The organism is Thermosynechococcus sp. HN-54, from assembly GCF_023650955.1.
In the GTDB taxonomy this organism is placed as follows: domain Bacteria; phylum Cyanobacteriota; class Cyanobacteriia; order Thermosynechococcales; family Thermosynechococcaceae; genus Thermosynechococcus.
Genome location: NZ_CP098039.1, coordinates 2,302,191 through 2,325,539, shown reverse-complemented (window position 1 = coordinate 2,325,539; position 23,349 = coordinate 2,302,191). Strand labels below are relative to the sequence as shown.

Genomic DNA, 23,349 nt, shown 5'->3' with positions numbered 1-23,349 from the left:
CAGGTGTCTGTGGTGTGTCGTCAGTAGGGTTATTTATGGTGAAGCGTTTCCTACCGGTTCTGGTTCTCTTGGGGTGTGGTCTTGGCCTCATGAGTCCTGCCCTTGTCCGTGCCCAAGCCAATCAGGGGTTTACGTTTACGTGGGGGGAAGGCCCCAGTGGCCGACAGCAGTTGCAGTATCACTTGGAGAACGGTACGCCGGGGTTTATGGGCGATCGCTATTGGCTGCGCCTTGGTCAGCAGAAGGTGGCCATCAATCGCATCAACATCACCTACCCCGACTACTACAACGGCATCATTGATCCTAAAGGCATTGAAGTGCGAGTAGGGGGGAATCGTGGTAATAGCTTCTTCCAATTTCGCCGCGATCCCGGCAAAAAAATTGAGCTAGCCGAGGTCTCCCTTGATCGCGATAACCGCGTCATTGACATTGTGCCCGCTGAGGTGATTCCGGCGGGAACCCCGGTGCAAGTCGTTCTCAACAATGTCCGCAACCCCAATAATGGCGGCATGTACTATTTCAATGCGCGCATTGGTTCCCCTGGGGATATTCCCCTGATGCGCTATGTGGGCACTTGGATTCTCAGCATTGCCAATAACTAAGCCAATAACTCACTGGGACTCAATTTGCCAATTTGCGAACTGGTTCGCCATCCCTAGCAAGAGTGGAGCGATCGCCCTAAGCTAGTTTTGGTGTGCTAGCCCGTGTTCACCGAATTTATGTCTGGAAGCCCCGTTACTTTAGTACGGGGAGGAAAGACAGAGACGACTTTAGTCGGTGCTAGAGTTGATACCATTTTATCTATGGAACAAACCCTAACAGTCGTTTGCAAGCTTCGACCGACTCCGGAACAGTCCCTCGAAATCGAGAGATTCTTGAAGGCGTTTGCCGATGCGTGCAACTTTACCAACAAAACCGTTCAACCGACGGTAACGAATAAGATAACCATTCAAAACATGGTTTATCGTGAACTGCGTTCTCGGTTTGGGTTGAGCGCTAATCAAGCTGTTCGGGTTTGTGCCAGAGTAGGAGCCAACCGCCAGACCGCCAAACTGAAAGGTAAAGTTGTCAAAGCGTTTAACTCAACTTCGGCTGATTTTGACGCCCGCATCTTTGCCTTTCGGGAAAAAGACGAGTTGGTTCGCCTGACCCTTTTGGGTCGTCGAGAGACCCTCCAACTCGATATTGGTGAATACCAAAGGGAGAAATTGAGAGGGCGAAGGCCAACCGCTGCTCAGTTGTGCAAACATCGGGATGGCTTCTACTATATCCACATTCAAATAACCGAAGAGGTTCCTCAACCTTCTGAACGGACCACTGTCATTGGTGTGGACTTGGGGCGACGAGAGATTGCTAAAACCAGTACAGGGAGAGGTTGGGATGGGAATCCGTTAAACGAACTTCGAGACCGATTTCATCGAGTGAGAGCGTCAATTCAAAAACGAGCCTCGCAGGGCACAAGAAGTTCAAGGCGAGCTTGCCGAAAACTCTTGAAACGGCTGGCGGGTCAAGAACGACGCTTTCAAGAATGGCTCAACCATTCCATCAGTGCCGCGATTGTCCGTGAAGCAAAAGCGCTCAATGCGGTGATCGCGATTGAGGACTTGACGGGAATTCGCGAGCGCTTGAATCAACAACCGCGAAGTAAAACCGAACGCAGACGCTCAAATTGCTGGTCGTTCTATCAGTTACGGCAGTTGATTGAGTACAAATGTCTGCGAGAGGGGGTGAGGTGGGTTGCCGTCAATCCAGCGTATACTAGCCAAACTTGTCATCGCTGCCTGCAGATTCATCCCGAACCTTTGCAGTCCTATCGAAAGGGCAAAGAGTTTGCTTGTGGTCATTGTGGATGGCAAGGTGACGCTGATTTGAATGGCGCGCTCGTCATTTCCTCATTGGGCAAGTGCGTAACGCTTGCTAGAAGTTCAGGCGGTTTGGCTTGCCAAATTGCCTAGGGCGACTGAAAGCCCCCGACTTTAGTCGGTGGGAAGTTTACTCCTCGTAACTGATGTTGAAGTCCATCCAATCGCCACTGCCGCAGATTTCCCCGCTGCTGACTCCATTGATGTACCGCTTGGCAGGAGATGGGGTTCTCCGCGGCTATTTTCGCACCCTTGAAGTTACAGGGCAGGATCATCTCCCTAAAACGGGACCAGTGATCTTGGCACCGACCCATCGTTCCCGTTGGGATGCCCTGATTATTCCCTATGTCACAGGGCGGCGGGTGAGTGGGCGCGACCTCTATTATATGGTCTCCCATGATGAGATGCTGGGGGTACAGGGCTGGATCATTGGTCGCTGTGGTGGCTTTCCTGTGAATACCAAGGCACCATCTGTGAGTGCACTGCGCACGGGTGTGGAACTCCTGCGCCAAGGACAAGCCTTAGTGGTCTTTCCGGAGGGGAATATCTTTCGCGATCGCCAGATTCATCCTCTAAAGCCGGGCCTAGCTCGCTTAGCTCTTCAGGCTGCCCAGCGCTGTGAAGAAGCGATTAAAATTGTGCCGATTTTACTGGAGTATGCTCAGCCCTACCCCCGCTGGCGGAGTGATGTCAAGGTCGTCATTGGCGCCCCCTTGAGTACACACCATTACGATTTGAGCCGCCCCAAACAGGCTGCTCCGCAGCTGACCCGTGATCTGTTGAGGGCACTTCAGCAGCTTCAGGAGGGGCGATCGCTCCTGTGTTTCGCTTAGACCTTCAATAAGCATCCGTAGGTACAATTAGCGCTTCAAATTGTTGGCGAATCTGATCAGTGACTTCCTTGACGGCCTGCCGTGCCCCTTGGCGATCGCGACGATACAGAGGCCAATAGGTGTCTAAATTCAGTGGTTCACCGACACTAACTCGCACTTGGCGCAGTCCTACCAAGCGATTCACGTTTGGGCTTTTTCCCTCTAGCCAATCAAACGTTCGCCAGAGAATCAGTGCCACATCAGCAAAGCGATTAATCGTGAATTTTTCACGGATATAGCTACCTGTAATCGAGGTAAATCGCTCCGCGAGACGCATATGGCGCAATCGGACATTGGCTTCTTCGGCCAGCCAATTCGCTAAGCAGCGCTCGACGGACGAAAGCTGGTCTAAATCCCCCCGAAACATGCGCTCCCATGCGGCCTGCTCAATCCGCCGACACCGACTCACAAAGTCTTCACTGGGCTTGAGACCAAAATAAGACTCTGCCACCACAAGGGCACTATTGAGGAGTCGCTGAATTCGTGCTGCCAATTCGGCATTGGGAGAGTCAAAGGGGGGCAGTTCGGGAAAATCTTGGCGATAGGACGTCGCATAAAAGGTTTCTAAGCGATCCAGCAGGTGCATCGCTAAATTTAGCAGGCGGCGGTAGAGGTCTTCTGGTTGGGTACTCTGAGAATTTGTGGGGCAGCCAAGGCGGTTCTCTAGTTGTGCCATCAGTATTGCCATGCGTTCCCAAGAGGGCTGACTGAGGGTGTACTGAATGCCAACGGGGAGAATGACCACAGGGAGCGATCGCCCCGCCTTGGCCAAGTCTTCTAGGCACCAAAATCCCAGTTGTGCCACGCCCGGCTCTAAAGGTGCCACTAGTTCGTTGTGTTCATTGGTTGCTCCCTCTGGGGCAGCGGCGAGGGGAAATCGTCCCTCCAAGAGTAGCTCCCGTGCCGATCGCAGGGCTTGGCTATCGAGCTTGCCGCGCATAATTGAAATCCCCCCTAGGCGTGAGAAAAGCCAACCAATTTGCTCCCCTGCCCAGAGGGGAATCCCGCGATCGTAGAGAAAATACCCATTTGTTGGTGGTTGCAGCCGAATACCCAGTCGCCGTGCCGTCTGCGGCAATAGATGCCACATTAAGTAGCCCATCACCAAGGGATCATCCGTGCAGGGATGCCGAAAAGCAATCAGCAGCCGTACCTGCCCCTGTTGAAACTGTTCATAATAACGGGCAAGGGTTTCAACATTGATCCCTGCGACATGCTTCAGACCCAAACCATAGCGGATGTAGAGGGGCAGGAGTCGCGCCACGATCCACCAGACGGGGTAGCTAAACCGCTGAGGTAGAAAATGCAACGGGGGCTGGGCACTAGCAACCACACTGGACATGACGCAGACTCCTCAGATGCAACGGCTAGACTGAGGCAGTGGCCAACTCCGCAATCAATTGCTCTAACATCGGCTGATCGGCCCAATAGACAGCATTACAGAACTGACAGGTGGCTTCTGCCTTCGCCTCTGTGGCTAGAATATCCTTTAATTCTGCTTCTCCTAGGAGCTTGAGTGCCGCTAGCATCCGTTCATGGGAACAGCCACAGTGGAAGCGCACCATTTGCCGTTGGGGCAAGATTTGCAAATCCATATCCCCAAGGAGTTCCTGAAAGATATCCGGCAGTGTCCGCCCCGCCTGTAGCAGCGGTGTAAAGCCCTTAAGATTGGCAACCCGTTCTTCAAGGGTGGCGATCAGGTGTTCATCATTGGCCGCCTTGGGCAGCACCTGTAACATTAACCCACCCGCGGCGGTTACCCCCGCCTCTTCGACAAACACACCCAACATCAGGGCGGAGGGGGTTTGCTCTGAGGTGGCGAGATAGTAGGTAATATCTTCGGCAATTTCCCCCGAGATCAACTCTACGGTACTGGAATAGGGATAACCATAGCCAAGATCGTGAATGACATAGAGATACCCCTGATGACCCACCGCTGCACCCACATCCAGCTTGCCCTTGGCATTGGGGGGCAGTTCGACACGGGGGTACTGCACATAGCCACGAACTGTGCCATCGGCTCCCGCATCGGCAAAAATGGTGCCTAAAGGACCGTTGCCCTGAATGCGCACATTCACCCGTGCTTGGGGCTGTTTGAAACTGGAGGCAAGAATTAAGCCAGCAGCCATGGTTCGTCCCAAAGCAGCCGTCGCCACATAGGAGAGTTGGTGGCGTTTGCGGGCTTCATCGGTGAGTTGAGTGGTAATGACACCCACGGCACGGATGCCTTCAGCCGCAGCAGTCGCTCGCAACAGAAAATCTGCCATGATCAACCTAAGAAATGTTTTGTTACATTTAGTGTGACACACTCCCACTGTTGACTACTGCAAGGTCAGGCAGAAAAAGCTCAATCAGGGGGTGGATGGCCAACATCGAGGAGACCCCTAGCATTAACGTTAGAAAATTGGCGATGATAGGCAAGCAATAGTGATTCAGCGTCCAGTGATGTCTCCTATGGCCATGCCCCTCACTGTTTTGTCGGCTGCAACTGTCTTGGCAGAGGCGACTGAATTGCCTCAGGGCGGCTTGATTACTGAGATTCCGACGCTGGCGATCGCCCACCGCTTGGCTCAACATTTCCGCCGCCATTGGCCTTTAGATACGCTGTTAACGCTGATTGATGCCCAACACCACAGTCTTCCCCTCACCCTTGGGGAATTGGCAGAGCTAACTGAGGCCAACTGTCCTTTACAACTTTATGTTCCGCCCCCCCTACCAGAGGCCTTGACCCAATTTCAACGCTTGATTGATGTCGTCCGTGAATTGCGCCATCCAGAGCGGGGCTGCCCTTGGGATTTGCAGCAAACGCCAACCAGCCTGATTCCCTATGTCCTTGAGGAGGCCTATGAAGTGGTGCATGCCTTGCAAGAGGGCGATACGGGGGCGATCGCCGAAGAATTGGGAGACCTGTTGCTGCAAGTTGTGCTCCAGAGTCAACTGGCCCAAGAAGCCAACCAATTTACCCTTGCCCAAGTCATTCAAGGGATTACTGACAAATTGATCCGCCGCCATCCCCATGTCTTTGGCGAAGTAGCCCTGACAACCGCTCAAGAGGTGCGCGACCAATGGGAGCAGATCAAGGCCACTGAAAAGGGTACCGAGGAACCCATCCCCCTGAGTCAAAAACTGCAACGCTATGCTCGCACCCTTCCGCCCCTAATGGCGGGGATGAAAATTGGCGAGCGGGCAAGCCGTGCCGGTTTGGATTGGCCAACCATTAGCGGGGCTTGGGAGAAATTTTACGAGGAACTGGCGGAATTTCAGGAGGCACTGCTCCAAGGGAATGCCGAACAGCAGACTGCCGAATTAGGGGATCTGCTCTTTAGTGTGATTAACCTAGCCCGCTGGTGCCAACTGGATCCCGTGAATGCGCTGCAACAAACCTACCAACGCTTTATCCAACGCCTCGAATGCATTGAGGCGGCCATTGATCGCCCCCTTGAAACTTACACGCTAGAGGAACTCGAAGCCCTCTGGCAGCGGGCTAAGGTACAGTTGGCCGCAGAAAATCCCACTGAAGCACCCTTAGAGACGAAACCCGAAGAGACCTAATCCATTGCTGCCATTGCCACCTTCAGTTCATCCAGATTCCACAGGGCACCCCCCAGCGCCGTGGGATTGGCACCGACCACATGATTGCGAAAAGCCGTGAGGGAGAGGGGATTCACCAAGTAGATAAAAGGGAGATATTCCTGAGCCAGTCGCTGCGCTTCAGCATAGATTTGCTTGCGCCGTTCCAGATTGAGTTCCTGTGCCCCCTGCACATAGAGATCGCTAATGCGTTGTTCCCAGTCAGCCACGACCCGACCTGTAATGGGCGGTTGATTGGGTGCCGGTTGCTGATTGAACGTATGCAAAAGGCCATCCACCCGCCAGATATTGGCACCACTATTGGGTTCATTGCCACCGCCCGTAAAACCAAGGATATGGGCTTCCCACTCTAGGGAATTGGACAGGCGATCCACCAGTGTACTAAAGGCCAAAAATTGCAGATCTACCTGCATGCCGATCGCCCCCAAGTCCTGCTGAATTTGGGTGGCAATGGCCTCGCGGATTTTGTTGCCAGCGTTGGTCACCAAGGAAAAGCGAACGCGGTTTCCCTGCGCATCAAAGAGTCGCCCTTGGTCATCGTAGCGAAAGCCCGCTTCTTTCAATAATTCCTTAGCTTTGGCAACGTCGTAACTGTAGGTGGGCAGTCCCTCCTCCGGCGAGAAGTAAAAAAGACTTTGGACGGGAATGGTGGAATGCTGGGGTGCCCCTAGGCCTTGGTAAATGTTGTTAATCATCCGCTGGCGATCGAGGGCATAGGCCACCGCCTGCCGGAAGCGGACATCGTTAAACCACTCCGATTTCACGGGATCCACGAGGGGCTTTCCATTGCGCCGCCCGCGATTCAGATTAAAACACAGAAAAAGGGTGTTGGGACTTGGCCCGCTGTTGTAGATGCGAAACTGACCCCGCTTTTCTTCCCGCTTTAGGAGGGAAAACATCTCAGGGGTAACGGCAAATAAATCCAGACCGCCGGAGCGAAATTGCAGCATGGCGGTGTCGGTGGATTCAACAATTTGCCAAATAAACCGTTCAAGATGGGGCAGGGGCGATCGCCAGTAAAAAGGATTACGCCGAAAGATCAACCGCTGGCTATTCACATAGCGATCCATGACAAAGGGACCATTCCCCACAATCTGCCGCGGATCCGTATCCGTTCCCCACATAGACAGGAACTTCAACCGCCCTTGGCTATCCCGTTCTCGTACCGCTTCCCGCAACAGATGGGCAGGCAAAATCGGCAATCCAGTATTGCGTAGAAACGGGGCAAAGGGTTCAGGCAGCTTAAACGTCACTTGGCGATCGCCTTGGGCTGTCACTTCAGGTAGCAACCCCTTCTGGCCAATGCGGAGAATATCGCGGCTACTCGTGGGAATTTCCGGATTGAAATAGATCTCGTTGTAGGTGAAGACGACATCCTCACTGGTGAGGGGAACCCCGTCCGACCACTTTAGATTGGGTTTGAGTTGAAAGACAATCTCTAAAGTGTCTGGCTTGATGTCCCAAAATTCAGCAAGGGCAGGCTCCAGTTCACCAGTCAGGCCATTTTCTTGAATCAAGCCGGTGTAGAGGTAGCCAAAAACATTGGGCGATTCTTGACTTAGGGCATAGTTAAACGTTTTCGGGTCTGAGGTGATGGCGGTAACTAACTGGTTTGCCCGCGGAGTAATTAAGCCAGCACAGCTTCCGAGGCTAAGGGTGCACAGACACACCAGTAGCGCAATCAGAGGCCATTGCCACCCGCGCATCAGCCGCCACCAACAATCGTGACAATTTCCAAGCGATCGCCCGCCTGCACATAGGTGGTTTCCCAAAACTGCCGATGCAAAATCTCACCATTGTATTCAATGGCAACAAGGCGGGGGTGAATATTGAGCAGGTCACAAAGTTCTGGAATTGAGAGCGATCGCCTCAAGGTGTGAGGAGTGCCATTGACATGAACGACGATCGCTGGCTCAACAGGAACCATAGCCGTAAGGGCGTATCTAACCTAGAGAAACTGCGCAAGGGTTGCTTCAATTTTGGTTTTGGGTACGGCACCGACCAAAATATCGACCTTTTGTCCTCCCTTGAAGATCATCAGCGTCGGGATGCTGCGAATGCCGTAGTCGGTCGCTACCTTAGAGTTTTCATCGGTGTTCACCTTGACGACCTTGACTCTACCCTGATACTCATTGGCAATTTCGTCAACAACGGGCGCTACCATGCGGCAGGGTCCACACCAAGGCGCCCAAAAGTCCACCAATACAGGAATATCGCTATTTAATACTTCTTCTTCAAAGGTGGCATCCGTGACGGACAATGCACTGGACATAAATCAGAACCCTTATAACGAATTAGCAGCCTTAAGAATATACTCTAGCAACCTTGAGGCCGACCTTGGGCTTTGGATTATTTTTTGATTCTCCAGACCCTAGGCAGTTTTAGCTAGAATTCATTTGAAGTATATCACGTCACCTCAAGCATACAGGAGACTCTCTCGGTGGCGTATAATAGGGTTGCCGTTTCCCATCAAGAGGATGTCAACTATGGCAACAAAATCTGCAAAACCCACCTACGCTTTCCGTACCTTTTGGGCTGTACTGCTGTTGGCCATTAACTTCTTGGTTGCTGCCTACTACTTTGGCATCCTCAAGTAGGAATTGAGAGGAACGGACTGAGGGGGCGTCTTGGCCCCCAATCATTGAAAATCACTTCAGCGCGCGGCCAAAGGGCAGGAGTGCCAAAATCATTAGCTTGAAGTGCTGTTGGGCAAAGGGCAGGCCGATAATTGTAACCGCTAAGATCACTCCCCAAATTAAATGATTGAGGGCAATGCCCCAACCCACAACCAATAGCCACAGAATATTAAAGATCATTGTTAAGGTACTGTTGGCATTGGGCGCCTCAACAATCTGCTTGCCAAAAGGAAATAGAGCGCTCCAGCCAAGTTCTATGGCTTTAATCCCAAAAGGAATGCCAATGATCGTGAGGCAGAGGGTCAAGCCACCAATCATATAGCCAATGCCCGTCAGGAAGCCACCAAAAATTAGCCAAATGAGATTGCCCAGAAGACTCATCAGCCACTCCTTCAAACATTGCCTGCCTCTAGCCTAGCAAGCCTCCAGTCAATAAGCCCTTGCACTCGAAGAACCTGCGGAGCGAGTCTGATCTTGCTGATGCCAGCCTAGTGCTATTTGGGTAAGATAATGCGGAATCCCGGCGGGAAATAGTCATCCCCTAGGTAATTGTTGGGAATGGTACTAGTGTTACCATCCCGCAGGGCCAAGTAACTGGGTGACATGATTTCGATCCCTGCTTCGTTACAAGCATCCTGCAAGTTTTCGTGAAGTTCCGACATAATGCAAGGGACGCGAGGCCAATCACGGGTATAGACATTCAGTTGATAGCTAATATGAAAATCGTTCAGTGCGGTTTGCCAAACAAAAGGAGACGGTTCCGCTAAAACCCCCTCAGTGCGGCGACCCGCTTCAATCATGGCGGCATAGACCTCCCGCCAGGGTACATCATAGCCAAGGGTAATCGTGGTTTGCAAAATTAAGGGGCGGTCTAGTTCGCGGATAGCAACGGACAGGTTGGTGACATTGCTGTTGAGGAGTGAGGAGTTGGGAATAGTGACGATTTGGTTGTTGGGACGACAGATGCGGGTGACCAGTAAGGTTTTTTGAACAACGATTCCCTGAACATCACCAATTTGAATGAGATCCCCCTGTTGAAAGGAACGAGTATAAATGAGAATGACACCACCGACGACGTTGGCGATCGCCGAGGTGGAACCCAAGGAAAAGAGAATCCCCAAAAACACAGAAATGCCCCGAAAGGCCGGTGAATCAAAGCCGGGTAAGTAGGGAAAAACCACGACTGCCGCTAAAGCAATAATTAGAATTTGCAGTAGGTTGTAGGTCGGTTTTGCCCAGTCGGTATAAAAGCCGGGAATCAGCAGGCGCTCACTTTCAATGGCGCTAAAAATAGCCCGCATCCCCTTTAGGATGTAGTAGGTGATAGCGCTAATGAGGGCGATCGCCACCAAATTGGGAAGATAGTTGCCAATACTCGTGAGAATAAATTCAAGGGAACCCAAGAAGTGGTTGAGGAAATTCTTGCCAAAGGTGCGTGTCCAAGGAAAGAGATTGAAAACAAACGTTAGGTACAGATAGAGAACAAACAGCAGCAGTATCAGGCGGGTAAACTGGAATATCCGCAATAGCCAATGCTCCACTGTTTCCTGAGAAATAATCTCAAAATTTTGCAGGCGTAAAGGGGGAATCCGCTCCCCACCCCAGCGACTCACAGGGGGAAAAACCTTGGCGGAGATGCGAAGAATAACAGAACAGAGAATCAGGGTGAGAACAGTTGTTAAAATCGCCAAGATGGTATTTTTGAGAAGAGTTTGGGGCACGCGATCTTGACGATAACGGCTGATTGCTGCGCGAATGCGCTGGGTCAGTTCAACGGCGACTTCTTCTTGACTTTCCAAGCGATCGCCCACATCCGCTCTTGTAATGGTGACGAGCGGGCGGTTCCCCTGCACAACACTGACATTCTCGCGATCGCCAACACGTTTAATGGTGATGCTCTCAACGGGAATGTCTTCATCCTCTGCCACTTGTAGGATACGATGTTGAATTGCTGCTGCCCGCTCCTCAGGGGTAAAGGAGCCAATGCCTTGGCGCACCTCAAACAAAACTTCGCCATCGAGGGTGACTGGGTATTCCTGAATCTCAGGGGGCGGTGGTGGCGTTGCAGCAGTTTGAGCCATTGAGGGCACCCGTGCCTGCCCCCCTACCAGTAAAAAAGCGAACAACAGGCACAGGAAAAAGCGTGTCCAAAAGTGTGGCTTTGTCATAGATGGCGGGGATGCAGGCAGTTCATTACTCCATTTTTGGGTGAAATTCTTGCCTGCCGCTGCTTTAGCGAAGATACTTAACAATGGGTGGCCAAGTATTCCGCCAGTGCCTCGGAACCGCCAATGTATTTGCCGTCAATAAAGACTTGGGGAACTGTCGTTGCCCCGGTAACCGCTTGGAGCGATCGCAGGCTAGCCCCCTCACCGACAACAATCTCATCGTAGTGAATGCCCTTTTCCGCCAGCAGGGTTTTTGCCTTGGCACAGTAGGGGCAGCCCCGCTTCGTAAAGAGCGACACACATTGCCGCTTGTAGCGGGGGTTGAGGTAGCAGAGCATCGTTTCCGCATCCGAGACCTTGAAGGGGTCGCCGGGTTCTTCGGGTTCAATGAACATTTTTTCGATGATCCCATCCTTCACCAGCATTGAATAGCGCCAAGAGCGCTTGCCAAAACCAAGGTCTTCCTTATCGACAAGCATGCCCATGCCGGCGGTAAATTCACCATTACCATCGGGAATGAGGCGCACCTTCTCCGCCTGCTGGGTTTTACCCCACTCATTCATGACAAAGGCATCATTCACGGAAATGCAGAGGATGTCATCCACGCCACATTCGCGTAACAGAGGTGCCAATTCGTTGTAGCCGGGGAGATGGGTCGAGGAACAGGTAGGGGTGAAAGCACCCGGCAAAGCAAACACGACAATAGTTTTGCCATTGAACAAATCATTGGTGGTCACATTGACCCATTGATCGCCTTCACGGGTGCGAAAGGTGACTTCGGGAACACGTTGCCCTTCACGGTTGGGTAGCATGGTGGAGTCCTCTACATAACGTTGCTTTCTAAAGCGTAGTCGTCATGACTTTAATTTGTCAAGTCGTCATGGAACAGCAAATTGTTCATGCCACAACAGGGCGAGTGCGCTTTCGCGTGCCGCGTGTGCAGCGGGACCCCGCCTACGGAGAGTTATTGGTGCAGTTGCTAGAATCTTTGGCCATTGTCGAGCGGGTACGGCTCAATCCCCAAGCGGCAACCGTGGTGGTGGAGTATCAACCCCATTCGCTTGATGAAGCAGCGGTCTATGAACGCTTGAATCACTGTTTTCAGCAGGCCATGGTGGCCATGCCCCAGCCCCTTCCTGCCAGTGCGGCTCCTGCGGATGCGATTGCCCTCGAAGACTACGAAGCACAAGTGGAGGCTGATGCTCGCCTTGAAACCGATTGGGAACGCTTGGGACTGCCCTTGGTGGCCTTGGGGGTTTCACTGCTGAGTGTGCCCTTGGAATTGCCCTTGGTGGTTGTCGGGGCAACAGTCTTGGCCAGTGCTTGGCCGTGGTTTCAACGGGTAGGGCATCAAATCAGTCAGGGGCATCCCCCCAATGTGGATTTGCTCGATAGCCTCTGGATGGCTGTGCACACGGCCAATGGTCAGTTGTTGGCGCCTGCATTGAAGACCACGTTAGTCGGGGCACGGGCAGATCTGCGCGATCGCCAGCGACGACAACAGTTGCATCTATATCCCAGTGTTTTGATGGCTCACTATGAACAGCTCACAGTGGAACGTCAAGGGCAGTCGCTGATGATCGAAAGTCAGGAGTTGCAAGCCGGTGATCTCCTGTGGCTACGACCGGGGGATGTTGTGCCAGCGGATGGCTGCGTTGTTGCCGGGTTAGCGGAAGTTGAGCCTGCTCATTTTGAAGCTTCCCGACAGGTGTGGGTGTGTCGTCCCGGCGAGGCTCTCTATGCCGGCTGTCAAATTCTCACGGGACAACTCCAGCTGCGGGTGGTGCGCACCGGTTGGCAAACACGCCTTGGTCTGATTACGGATCTGCTACACACTGAACCGGTCTATGACAGTGCCCTTGCCCACCAACAGGGGGAATTTGCCCGCCATGCCGTGCTGCCAACCCTTGCCCTCAGTGGTGCCCTCTGGCTGGCTACGGGTGCCTACGGGCCGGCGATCGCCCCGTTGCAATTTGACTTTGGTAGTGGTGTGCAACTGTCCCTACGGACGGTGATGCTTTCAGCACAGGTATTTGCCGTGCAACAGGGGGTCTATTTACCCACAGCAGGTACTCTAGAACAACTGGCGCAACTGGACTGCTTGGTGATTGATGCGCGGCAGGGTCTCCCCCAGCCCCAAGAGGCACAACTGCTAATTCACCAATTGCGACAGCTTGGCATTCATACCTATCTTCTGCAGGATCACGGCATGCCCCTTGAGGGCACCACCGATCTCACGAGCGATCGCCTCGCCGATCTTCAGACCTACCTCAGGAGCAACGGTCGACGGGGCGGATGGCTGAGTTTTGGTGAAACGTGCTCCTGTCCTGAATCCACGTGCTTGCCGATTCGCTGGCAGCCCCCCACCTTTGCTCCCAATGCCAAAGTGGTGATCCTGTTGGATGGGGATTGGTCTGCCCTTGGCCGTGGCATTGCCATTGCCCGCGATGCCCTAGAGCGAACCTATCAAAATGTGGCCTTAATTGCCCTACCCAACTTGGCTGTCACCTTTGGTGGGATGTTTTTCGGCCTGCATCCGGTGGTGAATGTCGTCACCAACAACGCCACTGCCTTTATGGCCGAGTTTTGGCAGGGCAACGCACCCCAGTTTCGCACAGAGCTATTGCCGACCTCACCAAGGCCTGTACCCCTGCAACTGCAACCGTTGTACCCAGAGTCCCCCCAACTGGTTGTGGCCTAATTGTGGCTCATCCAGCCTTTAATAGCGCTGCCTTAAGAAGGCAAGAATTGACCACAGTCCCGTCAACCAACTGGCCATGGCAAGGGCCAAGAAAATGCCGCCCGGTAGCATTGTCAGCCAAGCGATTCCTCGCAAAACGTAGAGAATGAGGAAGACGGTGAAACAAGCAGCAAAAGCATAATAGGCGATGTGCACGGCAAATTGGGTAATGAAGTGTTATAGTGATCTCGTAATGTAAGGGTATGGGACTTGTCAACAGTGAAACAATTGACGTTGATGGGCTATCCCAACATCACACCTTGGTATCTCGAAATGGGGTTGCGCCAACGGCGAGCAGCCATCCCTGCACTCTCAGTCGTGGATCATTGCGAAGGACCGAGTATGAGCTGATCGGCCTGCAACTGGAGGTTCACACCGTTGTGAACTGGGTCGATCAGAAGTGTTGATCACGTTGAGCACTGTTACGGCACTTCAAGTTTTTAGCTATTAGAAACCATGAAAACCCCTCAGCGGGTTAAGCAATGCTGTGGTTGGGGTAGTTCCCGCCTGAGCGGCTGCGCCTGCTGTGGAATTAGCTTGCGAGGAACGACCGATGTCTGCATTTGCTACCCCCATTACCCCTGCTCCCATTCCCGAAAATATCAGTTTGACAGAACTCATTGATAAATACTTCACTGCCTATAACTCAGCACGCTTGCGGGAAATTTGCCAACTGTTGAGCCAACGGGTGTTTCAGCCAGAAGTGACGGTTGGTCTGAGCCTCTCAGGCGCCATGACGCCGACGGGTTTGGGGATCTCTGCCCTTGCGCCTTTGGTGCGCGCTGGGTTTATTGATTACATCATCAGTACTGGGGCTAATCTCTACCACGACATTCACTATGCCCTCGGCATGGATCTCTATGCGGCGCATCCTTTTGTGGATGATGTGCAACTGCGCAAGGAAAGCAAAATCCGCATTTATGACATTATCTTTGACTACGATGTCCTCCTTGAAACCGATGCCTTTTTGCGGCAAGTGCTGCGTAGTGAAATTTTCCAGCGCCGTATGGGTACAGCGGAGTTTCACTACCACTTAGGGCGCTATGTGCGGGAACTGGAAGTGCAGCGGGGACAAACCCATTCCTGCTTGCTGGCCACAGCCTATGAGTGTGGTGTGCCTATTTACACCTCCTCTCCCGGTGATAGCTCCATTGGTATGAATGTGGCGGCGATCGCCCTCGAAGGCTCGAAACTGGTCATTGACCCTGCCATTGATGTCAATGAAACCGCAGCCATTGCTTACTTTGCCCGTGAAGCGGCTGAGGGCAAGGGCAAGAGTGCAGCGTTAATTATTGGCGGTGGTAGTCCGAAAAACTTCCTGCTGCAAACCCAGCCGCAAATCCATGAGGTCTTGGGGCTAGAGGAACGGGGACACGATTACTTTATTCAGATTACCGATGCGCGTCCGGATACAGGTGGCCTCTCGGGCGCTGTGCCCAGTGAAGCCGTCAGTTGGGGCAAGGTGGATCCCCAAGGGTTGCGGGATACGGTGGTCTGCTACACCGATAGCACGATCGCCCTCCCCATCCTCACTGCCTACTGCCTGAGTCGCTGTCAACCCCGTCCTCTCAAACGCCTCTACGATCGCCGCGGCGAAATGGTCGAACGCCTCCAGCAGCTCTACCTACAAGCACAACTTCAGCAAAAGGTGAAAGACCTGCCCACTGAAGCGTCTGTAGCCACCTATCCCTGTGGCACGCCGATTCGTCGCAGCTAGTCACAGCGCCGGGGGATCCTCAGGGATCCCTCGAAGGCTCGCGCCAGATTTTCTGGGGTAAACACCTCACTGGTGCGGCCATAGGCCAAGATACTGCGGTTCACCAGCACCACCTGATCACAAAAGGTGGTAATTGAGGAGAGATCGTGGGTGGAGATGAGAATCGTGTGCCCCTTCTCCCGCTCTGCCATGAGGAGATCAATAATCAGTTTCTCCGTTTTCACATCCACACCCGCAAAGGGTTCATCCAAGAGCAACACCTGTGCTTCTTGGGCAAAGGCGCGGGCAAGGAACATGCGTTTCTTTTGGCCTCCTGAGAGTTCACCAATTTGGCGGTACCGCAAGGGCCATAGTTCCACCTGCTCTAGACTTTCCCGTACCCGCTGGCGATCGACCGCTCTCGGTTGGCGCAGCCAGTTCATTTTGCCATAGCGCCCCATCATCACGACATCCCAGACCCGTAGAGGGAACTGCCAGTCCACATCTTCGCTCTGGGGGACATAGGCCACAAGGGACTGCCGTTGCACGTGCCGGAGGGGTAAGCCATGGATGCGCACCTGACCTCGAATGGGTTTAACAAACCCCATGATCGCCTTGAAAAGGGTTGACTTGCCAGCCCCATTCATGCCCACTACCCCACAGATGGTGCCTGCGGGCAATTGCAACGTTGCTCCATGGAGAGCAAGGTGACGGTGATAGGCGACCGTCACATCTTGTAAATCAACGGCAGGGCTAGAAATCATGGTGGTGTCCTCCCAATAAGACCGCGAATCAGGGTGTTGATGTTGTACCGCAGCAAGTCAAGGTATGTCGGTGCATTGCCGTCAGGGGGCGATAGGGAATCCACATAAAAAATGCCGGCAAATGTGGCCCCAGACTCCCGTGCCACCTGTTTTTGGGGACCAGCATTGACCGTACTTTCACAGAACACAGCGGGGATTTGTTGACGCCGCACAATGTCAATCACCCGTGTCATTTGTTGGGGCGTCCCCTCCTGATCGGCATTCACCGGCCAGAGATACACTTCCTCAAGGTCATAATCCCGCGCAAGGTAGGAGAAGGCACCTTCACAGGTGACGATGTAGCGTTTGTTGGCAGGGAGAGCTGCTAGGGCTTGACGTAGCTCTTGATCAAGGGCGCGAATTTGGGCTTTGTAGGCTTCGGCGTTGGCGGCATAGAGGTCTGCGCCAGCGGGATCAAGTTCTGTTAGCGCCTTGCGAATGTTCTCAACGTATACTAAGGCATTTTGGGGTGACATCCACGCATGGGGATTGGGTTTGCCTTGATAGGCATCCTCTTGAATGGGAATAGGGGTAATCCCCTCTGTGAGTGTGACACGGGGCACATTTGGTAGGCTGTTGTAGAAGCGATCGCCCCAACGTTCGAGGCCAAGGCCATTTTCTAAAATGAGAGCGGCTTCCTGCCCCCGCACCAAGTCACTGGGGGTAAATTCGTAGCCGTGGACTTCAGCTCCCGGTTTAATCAGGGATTCCACCCGCAGGCGATCGCCCGCCACCTGTTGTGCCATATCGGCAAGGACTGTAAACGTGGTCAGCACTAAGGGGCGTTCATTTTGATTGGTTCGGGTTTGGCGAGTTTCCTCAGGTTGTTGTGGCGCAGGGGCTGCACACCCACCCACCAAGAGAATTCCCACCAGTAACCAACTCAAACCGCGCATTATATTTCATAATCCTTTCATAATTCTCAGCCTAACACAGGATGCCCAAGAAAATGAAAGAAAAATGAAAACCTCCCCCTTGGAGGGCGATCGCCCCGTCCGATACACTGAGGGGAGACGAAGTCATGGGAAGAAACGGTGAAACGACGCAAACGCTGGCTTGCTCTTCTGGTGATACTGCTCCTCTGGTTGGGGACATTCCTGCTGCCGCCGCTGGCGATCGCGCTGCCTGTTGAACATCCGTTAATTGCTGCTTTGCCCCAAGGGAATGCCATTACTGATCCCAAAGCGCTGCTCCGTTGGGCCTTACCGATTGACAATCCAACCGTACGAGAACTGCAAAGGGATCTAGAACAAATCTCTTTTTGGGTGCGCGGCAAACAGTGGTCAAAAATTGCCAGCAACGTTAGTAAAGCCAAAGTAATAGTTCGCGATCGCGCCGATGAACTGCTCAAAAGTCTCCCTGCCGAGAAACAGGAGGCAGCCAAAACCCTGTTGACAGAGTTAGAGACCTCCCTCGACAGGCTACAGGAAGCCGCCAAAGCCAAAGATCGCAGCCAACTCTTGCCCGCTAAAGCCGCCGCCCTCGATAAAGTGGGGGACTTGGAGGCCATGATGGTACAAAACTTTAGCTATACGCCTCCCAAGGGCTACGAGCATCTGCCGCGATTGCTGGGTCGTGCCACCGTGGAAATGGAAACCACCAAGGGGAATCTCACGATTGTTGTCGATGGCTACAGTGCCCCCCTGACCGCTGGCAACTTTGTGGACTTAATCCAACGCCACTTCTACGATGGCCTGCCCTTTACTCGTGCTGAGGAATCCTATGTGCTGCAAGCAGGGGATCCACCGGGGCCAGAGGTGGGCTTCATTGACCCAAAAACCAACCAATACCGTGCCATTCCCCTTGAAATTCTGGTGGAGGGCGACAAGTATCCTCTCTATGGCATCACCCTTGAGGATGCAGGGCGTTACTTAGAACATCCTGTGCTCCCCTTTTCCGCCTATGGTACTGTCGCCTTGGCGCGTCCCAACGATGATCCCAATGGTGGCTCATCACAATTTTTCTTTTTGCTCTTTGAACCTGAATTGACCCCCGCAGGACTGAACCTCTTGGATGGTCGCTATGCCGTCTTTGGCTATGTCGTAGAGGGAGAAGAAACCCTGCGACAACTGCGCCAAGGGGATAAGATTCTCTCCGCTAAGGTGGTGGATGGCCTTGAAAATCTGGTACAACCGGCGTAGGTTAGGATGTCCAGTATAGACACCGTTGAGAGAGTGCGATGATTGTCAAGGTTGCGCCTGCCCTTTGCCTGCTCCTAGTCAGTACCCCTGCTTGGGCCGCCAATCCAGCCCATTTGGAACAGCTGCGGCGCACGGGCAATTGCCCCAACTGCGATCTCAGCTATGCTCGGTTACGGGGGCGGCATCTTCAGGGAGCCGATCTGCGGGGAGCCAACCTCAATGCTGCCAACTTGCGCGGAGCCAACCTCAGCCGCGCTAACCTCAGTGGTGCTGTCCTCAATAACGCTGATTTAACGAAAGCCAATCTCACCAATGCCAACCTCACTGGAGCAAGCCTACTCATGACCCGTTTAGATCGAGCCATTCTCGTGGGGGCACAGTTGGTGGAGGCGATTCTAGGGGGGCGCGATCTCCTAGCGCGAGTACGGACAGTCCGTGATGCCACCTTGCCCAATGGTCAAAAGGCCTCCTTTTTAGAAGAACCCACCCGCCGTCGCTAGCCTATGGGGATTGCGATCGCCAGCTTTATTATTTTGTTCTTGCTCAGCGAAGCCGTATTGCACCTGCGGCAGTGGGTGATTCCCTTACCGGTCGTCTTAATTGCTGCGGTTGGTTTGGTGGTGGCCTCCAATTGGTCGCTGTTTCGCCGTGAGTAGCCTACCCATCCTAGACATAACAGCTAAATGTCTAGAGGAACTCCTCGCGTGGCATCAGGCGCACCATCCTCAACTCAGTGCTCAATGGCAGACCCTTTATAACTTGCGCGATCGCCTGCACCAGAGCGCATGGCACATCGTTGTCCTCGGTCAAGTCAGTCGGGGCAAGTCTGCCCTTTTGAATGCCCTCTACGGCGAAGCGATTTTTCCCGTGGGCGCCATTCATGGCACGACTCAATGGCCGCGAACGGTTCGCTGGCACTGTCAGGATCAAATTGTTGATCTGACGGACACCTCTGGTCTTGATGAAGTCGCGGGGAGTGAACGGGAAGCCATGACGTGGGCCGCAGTGGAGACAGCCGATCTCGTCCTTTTTGTGACCCAAGACAGCCTCACACCTGTTGAATGCCGAGCGCGCGATCGCCTGAACAGCCTTGGAATTCCCCACAAGCTCATTCTCACCAAGGCGGATCTCTACCCGCCAATGGCTGAAGGTATTGCTGTGAGCAGCACAACGGGGCAAGGCATTCCCGAACTGCGACAGCTTCTTCAGCAGTGGCTACAACAGGAGGCTCCCCGTGCCCGTGCCCTGCGAATTCTTCACCAAGCCAGTCAAGTTGAACAGAGCCTAGGGGCAGCGCTTGGCACTCAAGACACGTCGGCATGGTTTTGGTTAACCGCACAGATGATGGGTAGCCTGCTGCTGCCGGGGGGCTTTTTCGATGTCGTGCTGGCGATGATCAGTACCCTCGCCTATATCCGCAAAGCCTGCCAAGCCTATGCCGTGCCGTTTCCCCTACCTGCCTTTGGGAGCTTGAGTCAGTTTGTCTTGCTATGGTATGCGGCGATTTATCTCTCCAGTTGGCAAGGTCTGACCTTCGGCAGTGAACTCTGGGGAGTAAATACCAATGTTGTCCTACAGGGGGGAGTGATCTTCTGGGGCTACCAACAGATTCGCCGCCGCCTTGATCCCTATCTTCAGCAGGGCTATCAATGGGGAGCCTATGGTCCCCAGCGACTGTTGCAGCAACTCCATCAAACCCGCGCCAATGTCACCGCCTCCGGCTGATCTTGGTATTTGCCTCGCCGCCTTTCATAACTGACATCGCAGGGTTCACCCTCAAAAAAGAGCAATTGCACTACTCCTTCATTGGCATAGATGCGGCAGTCTGCACTAGATGAATTCGAGAATTCTAAGGTCAGATGGCCTCGCCAGCCCGCTTCTGCCGGTGTCAGGTTGGCAATAATCCCCGCACGGGCATAGGAACTCTTGCCGATACACAAAACCGTCACATTTTCGGGGACCTGTAGCCGTTCTAGCGCCACCCCAAGGCCGTAGGAATGGGCGGGCAAAATAAAAAAGGCGCCATTGGCATCCTCATGGAGGGGCGCAGATTCCAGATTCGCAGGATTAAAGTTTTTGGGATCGACCACTGTTCCCGGCACATGGCGAAAGATGCGAAACTCCTTGGGGCTGAGGCGAATATCGTAACCGTAGGAAGAAAGACCAAAGCTAATCACAGGCTGCTCGGCCACTCGCCGCACCAGTGTGGGTTCAAAGGGCTGAATCATGCCTTGGGCAGCCATCGCCCGAATCCAAATATCATTTTTAATCATTGCGCTGCCGCAACCGCACAAACAACCAATGTATCTTACAGCCCTTTTCACATCAATAGAACACGCTCAACACTCTGAACGCCACTAGAGAAGAGAATTAACGCTTTGCTTCCCGCTGACCCCAGCAATAGCCGAATTCAAACCAGATGAGCGAATTGACAAAATAGATAGCGACCACGGTTAACCCTTGCCATAGTTGACCCAACTCAGGCCAAAGCCATGGTAATAGACCAAACCCAATGGCTATACCCACTAGCAAACCGATACCCGTTCCCCCTGCTATGACGAACATGATGAACAAACCGCCCAGTTCTAGGCTATTGGGTAATTCTCGGCGAAATAGCCGAAAATAAAACTGCATGAGATAGAGATGCGGCCATATCAGCAGGAAGATGACCGCCAGCAAAAGCTTAGAGCACAGGCTTCCCACACTCGGAAAATCAGAAGCAGCCTTGCGCCCCAGTATAGCTAGGCACTCTAAATCCGATCCAACACTCGAATCCCCAGTAGGGAGAGTCCCAGTTTAAGGGTCTGGGCAGTGAGATAGGCGAGGATCAAGCGGGATTGTTTTGTTGGCTCAGGGGCGGCGAGGATCGGGCAGCGATCGTAGAACTGGTTAAAAAGCTGACTCAGTTCAAATAGGTATTGGCAGAGGCGGTTGGGCAGTAGCTCGGTACTGACAAGGTCAAGGGTTTCCTCCAGTTGCACAAGATGCTTGGCCAGCTTCTGCTCAGTTTCATCCTCTAGGTGTAAGGGGGTGTCTGGTGAGAGGGTACGCCAATCAATGTCGCCGCGCCGCGTCAGTCCTTGGACGCGCACATAGGCATAGAGCAGGTAGGGGGCAGTGTTGCCCTGCAAGGAGAGCATCTTGTCATAGCTAAAGACATAGTTACTGTTGCGGTTTTGGCTGAGATCCGCGTACTTGACAGCACCAATACCGATCGCTCGCGCCACCGTGTCAATGAATTCAGGAGATTCCCTGCGACCTTCGGCGGCAAGGCGTTGCTCTAAATCCGCTCGACTGCGGGCGATCGCCTCCGTCAGCAAATCCATGAGGCGAATCGTTTCCCCAGACCGCGTTTTCAAGCGTTTGCCATCTTCCCCCAGCACCAAACCAAAGGGGACATGGGTCAACGTGACATGGGGAGGCACCCAACCTGCGCGCTGCGCCACTTGAAACACTTGGGCAAAGTGGGTGGACTGGCCAACATCGGTAACATAGATAATCCAATCTGCTTGGTCTTTGTCAATGCGATAGCGCAGGGCGGCTAAATCCGTGGTTGCGTAGTTGTAGCCCCCATCGGACTTCTGAATAATCAAGGGTTGGGGTTGACCCTCTTTATTGGTGAAACCCTCTAAAAAGACCACCTTGGCACCTTGATCTTCCACCAGTAGGCCGAGAGCTGCTAAGTCCTCAATCACCGCCGGCAAAAAGGGATTGTAGAAGGACTCTCCTCGCTCCGTGAGCTGAATATCCAGCAAATCGTAGATCTTTTGAAACTCGCGGCGCGATTGCTCACATAGAAGCTGCCACGCGCGGCGACTCCGTTCTTCCCCCTGCTGAAGCGCCACCACCTGCTGCCGCGCTTTTTGCTGGAACTCAGGATCGCTGTCAAAACGCTGCTTGGCTTTTTTATAAAAGCTGACTAAGTCCCCCAAATCAAGGGCATTGGCCGTAGTCAGGGCGTCAGGATAAACCTCATCAAGGTAGGCAATCAGCATGCCAAATTGTGTGCCCCAGTCCCCCACATGGTTGAGCCGCAGCACATCGTGTCCTTGAAATTCAAGAATGCGGGCAATGCAGTCACCAATAATGGTGGAGCGCAGGTGACCGACGTGCATTTCCTTGGCAATGTTGGGGCTGGAAAAATCAACCACCACTCGGCGCGGCTTTGATACAGGGGCAATGCCCAAGCGATCGCTCCCTAAAGCCGCTTGCAGGGTGCGTGCCAAAAAGTCTGGCTTGAGACGAAAATTAAGGAAGCCGGAACCGGCGATTTCAACGGGCTGACAGATATCTTCAACGTTAAGATGTGCCACCACCGCTTGGGCTAGTTCACGGGGGGCTTTGCCCACCTGCTTGGCGAGGCTAAGGCAAACATTAGATTGATAGTCGCCAAACTTGGCTTGGCTGGCCGGCAGTAGCAGCAGCTGGGGATAGCTGTCTAGGGGAAGTACTGATTGTAGGGCACTGAGGAGGCGATCGCCCAAAAGCCGTAAAGGAGCCACCATTAACGTTTGCGCCCCCGTCGTTGTTCTTTTTGCTCCGCTTGCAGACGCCGGCGATCGCGCCACTCCGCAAAGGTGAGATAACCAATGCCGCCCGTCACGAGAATGAGCAGCAATAAAGCAACAAGAACCAACAGATCGGCTAGTGAAACGGTCATACCCTCAGCCCTACGTCGCTACATGCCGTGGCGACCCCAGACCACAAAGGCGATCGAGAGCGTAAAGACACTGAGAACACCCACCCAACCGAGCGTGATAATATCCATGGCATGCGATCCTGAACTCAATGCAGACCTCATTTTAACTCAGATAGATTATCTTTTCTTTATTAGAGTTAT

Annotated in this window: 28 protein-coding genes; 12 read left to right on the top strand and 16 right to left on the bottom strand. The window is 53.3% G+C overall.

Annotated elements, in window-relative coordinates:
• Positions 1–35: 35 nt before the first annotated feature.
• The 3 genes from NBE99_RS11410 to NBE99_RS11400 all read left to right on the top strand — a co-directional run bounded on the left by NBE99_RS11410 (position 36) and on the right by NBE99_RS11400 (position 2,695).
• Positions 36–602 (top strand): DUF2808 domain-containing protein, encoded by a 567-nt coding sequence (locus tag NBE99_RS11410; protein WP_250682177.1) that lies wholly within the window; start codon positions 36–38, stop codon positions 600–602.
• 201 nt (positions 603–803) lie between these two features.
• Positions 804–1,955 (top strand): transposase, encoded by a 1,152-nt coding sequence (locus NBE99_RS11405; protein WP_250682176.1) that lies wholly within the window; start codon positions 804–806, stop codon positions 1,953–1,955.
• 53 nt (positions 1,956–2,008) lie between these two features.
• Positions 2,009–2,695, top strand: a complete 687-nt coding sequence (locus tag NBE99_RS11400) for a 1-acyl-sn-glycerol-3-phosphate acyltransferase (RefSeq protein WP_250682175.1) — start codon at positions 2,009–2,011, stop codon at positions 2,693–2,695.
• Between the two features lie 4 nt (positions 2,696–2,699).
• On the opposite strand, the gene NBE99_RS11395 is transcribed toward NBE99_RS11400, so the two are convergent.
• Together NBE99_RS11395 and hslO are read right to left on the bottom strand one after the other, a co-directional pair.
• Positions 2,700–4,076: a 1-acyl-sn-glycerol-3-phosphate acyltransferase gene (locus NBE99_RS11395; protein ID WP_250682174.1), complete on the bottom strand. Its 1,377-nt coding sequence runs from the start codon at positions 4,074–4,076 to the stop codon at positions 2,700–2,702.
• A 25-nt stretch (positions 4,077–4,101) separates the two neighbouring features.
• Positions 4,102–5,001 (bottom strand): Hsp33 family molecular chaperone HslO, encoded by a 900-nt coding sequence (gene hslO, locus NBE99_RS11390; RefSeq protein WP_250682173.1) that lies wholly within the window; start codon positions 4,999–5,001, stop codon positions 4,102–4,104.
• Positions 5,002–5,161: 160 nt separating this feature from the next.
• Here hslO and mazG point away from each other — a divergent pair, with 160 nt between their 5' ends.
• Entirely contained in the window at positions 5,162–6,286 is a 1,125-nt protein-coding gene (mazG, locus tag NBE99_RS11385; protein ID WP_315897268.1) for a nucleoside triphosphate pyrophosphohydrolase, read from the top strand.
• Here the strand turns inward: mazG and NBE99_RS11380 are convergent.
• Genes NBE99_RS11380 through trxA form a run of 3 tightly spaced genes read right to left on the bottom strand, consistent with a single transcriptional unit; the run spans position 6,283 to position 8,597 of the window.
• Complete coding sequence (locus NBE99_RS11380) at positions 6,283–8,031, bottom strand: ABC transporter substrate-binding protein (protein ID WP_250682172.1); 1,749 nt, start codon at positions 8,029–8,031, stop codon at positions 6,283–6,285. The genes mazG and NBE99_RS11380 overlap by 4 nt on opposite strands.
• Entirely contained in the window at positions 8,031–8,252 is a 222-nt protein-coding gene (thiS, locus tag NBE99_RS11375) for a sulfur carrier protein ThiS (protein ID WP_250682171.1), read from the bottom strand. Before thiS ends, NBE99_RS11380 begins: the two co-directional genes overlap by 1 nt.
• A 21-nt stretch (positions 8,253–8,273) precedes the next feature.
• On the bottom strand, positions 8,274–8,597 hold the full coding sequence (gene trxA, locus NBE99_RS11370) for a thioredoxin (protein ID WP_149817697.1): 324 nt from the start codon (positions 8,595–8,597) through the stop codon (positions 8,274–8,276).
• 214 nt (positions 8,598–8,811) lie between these two features.
• On the opposite strand from trxA, the gene psaX reads away from it, so the two are divergent.
• Complete coding sequence (gene psaX / locus NBE99_RS11365) at positions 8,812–8,922, top strand: photosystem I protein PsaX (protein WP_081711791.1); 111 nt, start codon at positions 8,812–8,814, stop codon at positions 8,920–8,922.
• 51 nt (positions 8,923–8,973) lie between these two features.
• Here the strand turns inward: psaX and NBE99_RS11360 are convergent, their stop codons facing one another.
• From NBE99_RS11360 to NBE99_RS11345, 3 genes are all read right to left on the bottom strand, one after another.
• The gene (locus NBE99_RS11360) at positions 8,974–9,342 is read right to left on the bottom strand and encodes a YccF domain-containing protein (RefSeq protein WP_250682170.1); all 369 of its coding nucleotides are present in this window, start codon (positions 9,340–9,342) and stop codon (positions 8,974–8,976) included.
• Positions 9,343–9,455: 113 nt separating this feature from the next.
• Positions 9,456–11,129, bottom strand: coding sequence for a mechanosensitive ion channel family protein (locus NBE99_RS11355; protein ID WP_250682169.1), 1,674 nt, complete (start codon positions 11,127–11,129; stop codon positions 9,456–9,458).
• A 77-nt stretch (positions 11,130–11,206) separates the two neighbouring features.
• Positions 11,207–11,941, bottom strand: a complete 735-nt coding sequence (locus NBE99_RS11345; RefSeq protein ID WP_305879875.1) for a glutathione peroxidase — start codon at positions 11,939–11,941, stop codon at positions 11,207–11,209.
• Between the two features lie 44 nt (positions 11,942–11,985).
• Between NBE99_RS11345 and NBE99_RS11340 the strand changes: the two genes are divergently transcribed.
• Complete coding sequence (locus NBE99_RS11340) at positions 11,986–13,830, top strand: HMA2 domain-containing protein (RefSeq protein ID WP_250682168.1); 1,845 nt, start codon at positions 11,986–11,988, stop codon at positions 13,828–13,830.
• Between the two features lie 18 nt (positions 13,831–13,848).
• On the opposite strand, the gene NBE99_RS11335 is transcribed toward NBE99_RS11340, so the two are convergent.
• The gene (locus tag NBE99_RS11335; RefSeq protein WP_250682167.1) at positions 13,849–14,025 is read right to left on the bottom strand and encodes a hypothetical protein; all 177 of its coding nucleotides are present in this window, start codon (positions 14,023–14,025) and stop codon (positions 13,849–13,851) included.
• 63 nt (positions 14,026–14,088) lie between these two features.
• Here NBE99_RS11335 and NBE99_RS13245 point away from each other — a divergent pair, with 63 nt between their 5' ends.
• Both NBE99_RS13245 and speY read left to right on the top strand, forming a co-directional pair.
• Positions 14,089–14,220 (top strand): hypothetical protein, encoded by a 132-nt coding sequence (locus tag NBE99_RS13245; protein WP_256468046.1) that lies wholly within the window; start codon positions 14,089–14,091, stop codon positions 14,218–14,220.
• 202 nt (positions 14,221–14,422) lie between these two features.
• The gene (speY, locus tag NBE99_RS11330; protein WP_250682166.1) at positions 14,423–15,586 is read left to right on the top strand and encodes a homospermidine biosynthesis protein; all 1,164 of its coding nucleotides are present in this window, start codon (positions 14,423–14,425) and stop codon (positions 15,584–15,586) included.
• Here the strand turns inward: speY and NBE99_RS11325 are convergent.
• Positions 15,583–16,329, bottom strand: coding sequence for a metal ABC transporter ATP-binding protein (locus tag NBE99_RS11325; protein WP_250682165.1), 747 nt, complete (start codon positions 16,327–16,329; stop codon positions 15,583–15,585). The two genes, speY and NBE99_RS11325, sit on opposite strands and share 4 nt — an antisense overlap.
• Positions 16,326–17,264, bottom strand: coding sequence for a metal ABC transporter substrate-binding protein (locus tag NBE99_RS11320; protein WP_250682164.1), 939 nt, complete (start codon positions 17,262–17,264; stop codon positions 16,326–16,328). Before NBE99_RS11320 ends, NBE99_RS11325 begins: the two co-directional genes overlap by 4 nt.
• Before the next feature lie 189 nt (positions 17,265–17,453).
• On the opposite strand from NBE99_RS11320, the gene NBE99_RS11315 reads away from it, so the two are divergent.
• Genes NBE99_RS11315 through NBE99_RS11300 form a run of 4 tightly spaced genes read left to right on the top strand, consistent with a single transcriptional unit; the run spans position 17,454 to position 20,234 of the window.
• A complete protein-coding gene (locus tag NBE99_RS11315; RefSeq protein ID WP_399371079.1) occupies positions 17,454–18,509 on the top strand; it encodes a peptidylprolyl isomerase in 1,056 nt (351 codons plus the stop codon).
• Positions 18,510–18,547: 38 nt separating this feature from the next.
• Complete coding sequence (locus tag NBE99_RS11310; RefSeq protein ID WP_250682162.1) at positions 18,548–19,009, top strand: pentapeptide repeat-containing protein; 462 nt, start codon at positions 18,548–18,550, stop codon at positions 19,007–19,009.
• Between the two features lie 3 nt (positions 19,010–19,012).
• Positions 19,013–19,165 (top strand): hypothetical protein, encoded by a 153-nt coding sequence (locus NBE99_RS11305; protein WP_250682161.1) that lies wholly within the window; start codon positions 19,013–19,015, stop codon positions 19,163–19,165.
• Positions 19,158–20,234, top strand: coding sequence for an Era-like GTP-binding protein (locus NBE99_RS11300; RefSeq protein WP_250682160.1), 1,077 nt, complete (start codon positions 19,158–19,160; stop codon positions 20,232–20,234). Before NBE99_RS11305 ends, NBE99_RS11300 begins: the two co-directional genes overlap by 8 nt.
• On the opposite strand, the gene dcd is transcribed toward NBE99_RS11300, so the two are convergent.
• From dcd to petN, 5 genes are all read right to left on the bottom strand, one after another.
• The gene (dcd, locus tag NBE99_RS11295) at positions 20,201–20,782 is read right to left on the bottom strand and encodes a dCTP deaminase (RefSeq protein WP_250682159.1); all 582 of its coding nucleotides are present in this window, start codon (positions 20,780–20,782) and stop codon (positions 20,201–20,203) included. The two genes, NBE99_RS11300 and dcd, sit on opposite strands and share 34 nt — an antisense overlap.
• Before the next feature lie 97 nt (positions 20,783–20,879).
• Positions 20,880–21,143 (bottom strand): hypothetical protein, encoded by a 264-nt coding sequence (locus NBE99_RS11290; RefSeq protein ID WP_250682158.1) that lies wholly within the window; start codon positions 21,141–21,143, stop codon positions 20,880–20,882.
• Positions 21,144–21,259: 116 nt separating this feature from the next.
• Positions 21,260–23,014, bottom strand: coding sequence for an arginine--tRNA ligase (gene argS, locus NBE99_RS11285; RefSeq protein WP_250682157.1), 1,755 nt, complete (start codon positions 23,012–23,014; stop codon positions 21,260–21,262).
• Positions 23,014–23,169: a hypothetical protein gene (locus NBE99_RS11280; protein WP_250682156.1), complete on the bottom strand. Its 156-nt coding sequence runs from the start codon at positions 23,167–23,169 to the stop codon at positions 23,014–23,016. Before NBE99_RS11280 ends, argS begins: the two co-directional genes overlap by 1 nt.
• Positions 23,170–23,187: 18 nt before the next feature.
• Entirely contained in the window at positions 23,188–23,277 is a 90-nt protein-coding gene (gene petN, locus NBE99_RS11275) for a cytochrome b6-f complex subunit PetN (RefSeq protein ID WP_011056671.1), read from the bottom strand.
• Positions 23,278–23,349: the final 72 nt, after the last annotated feature.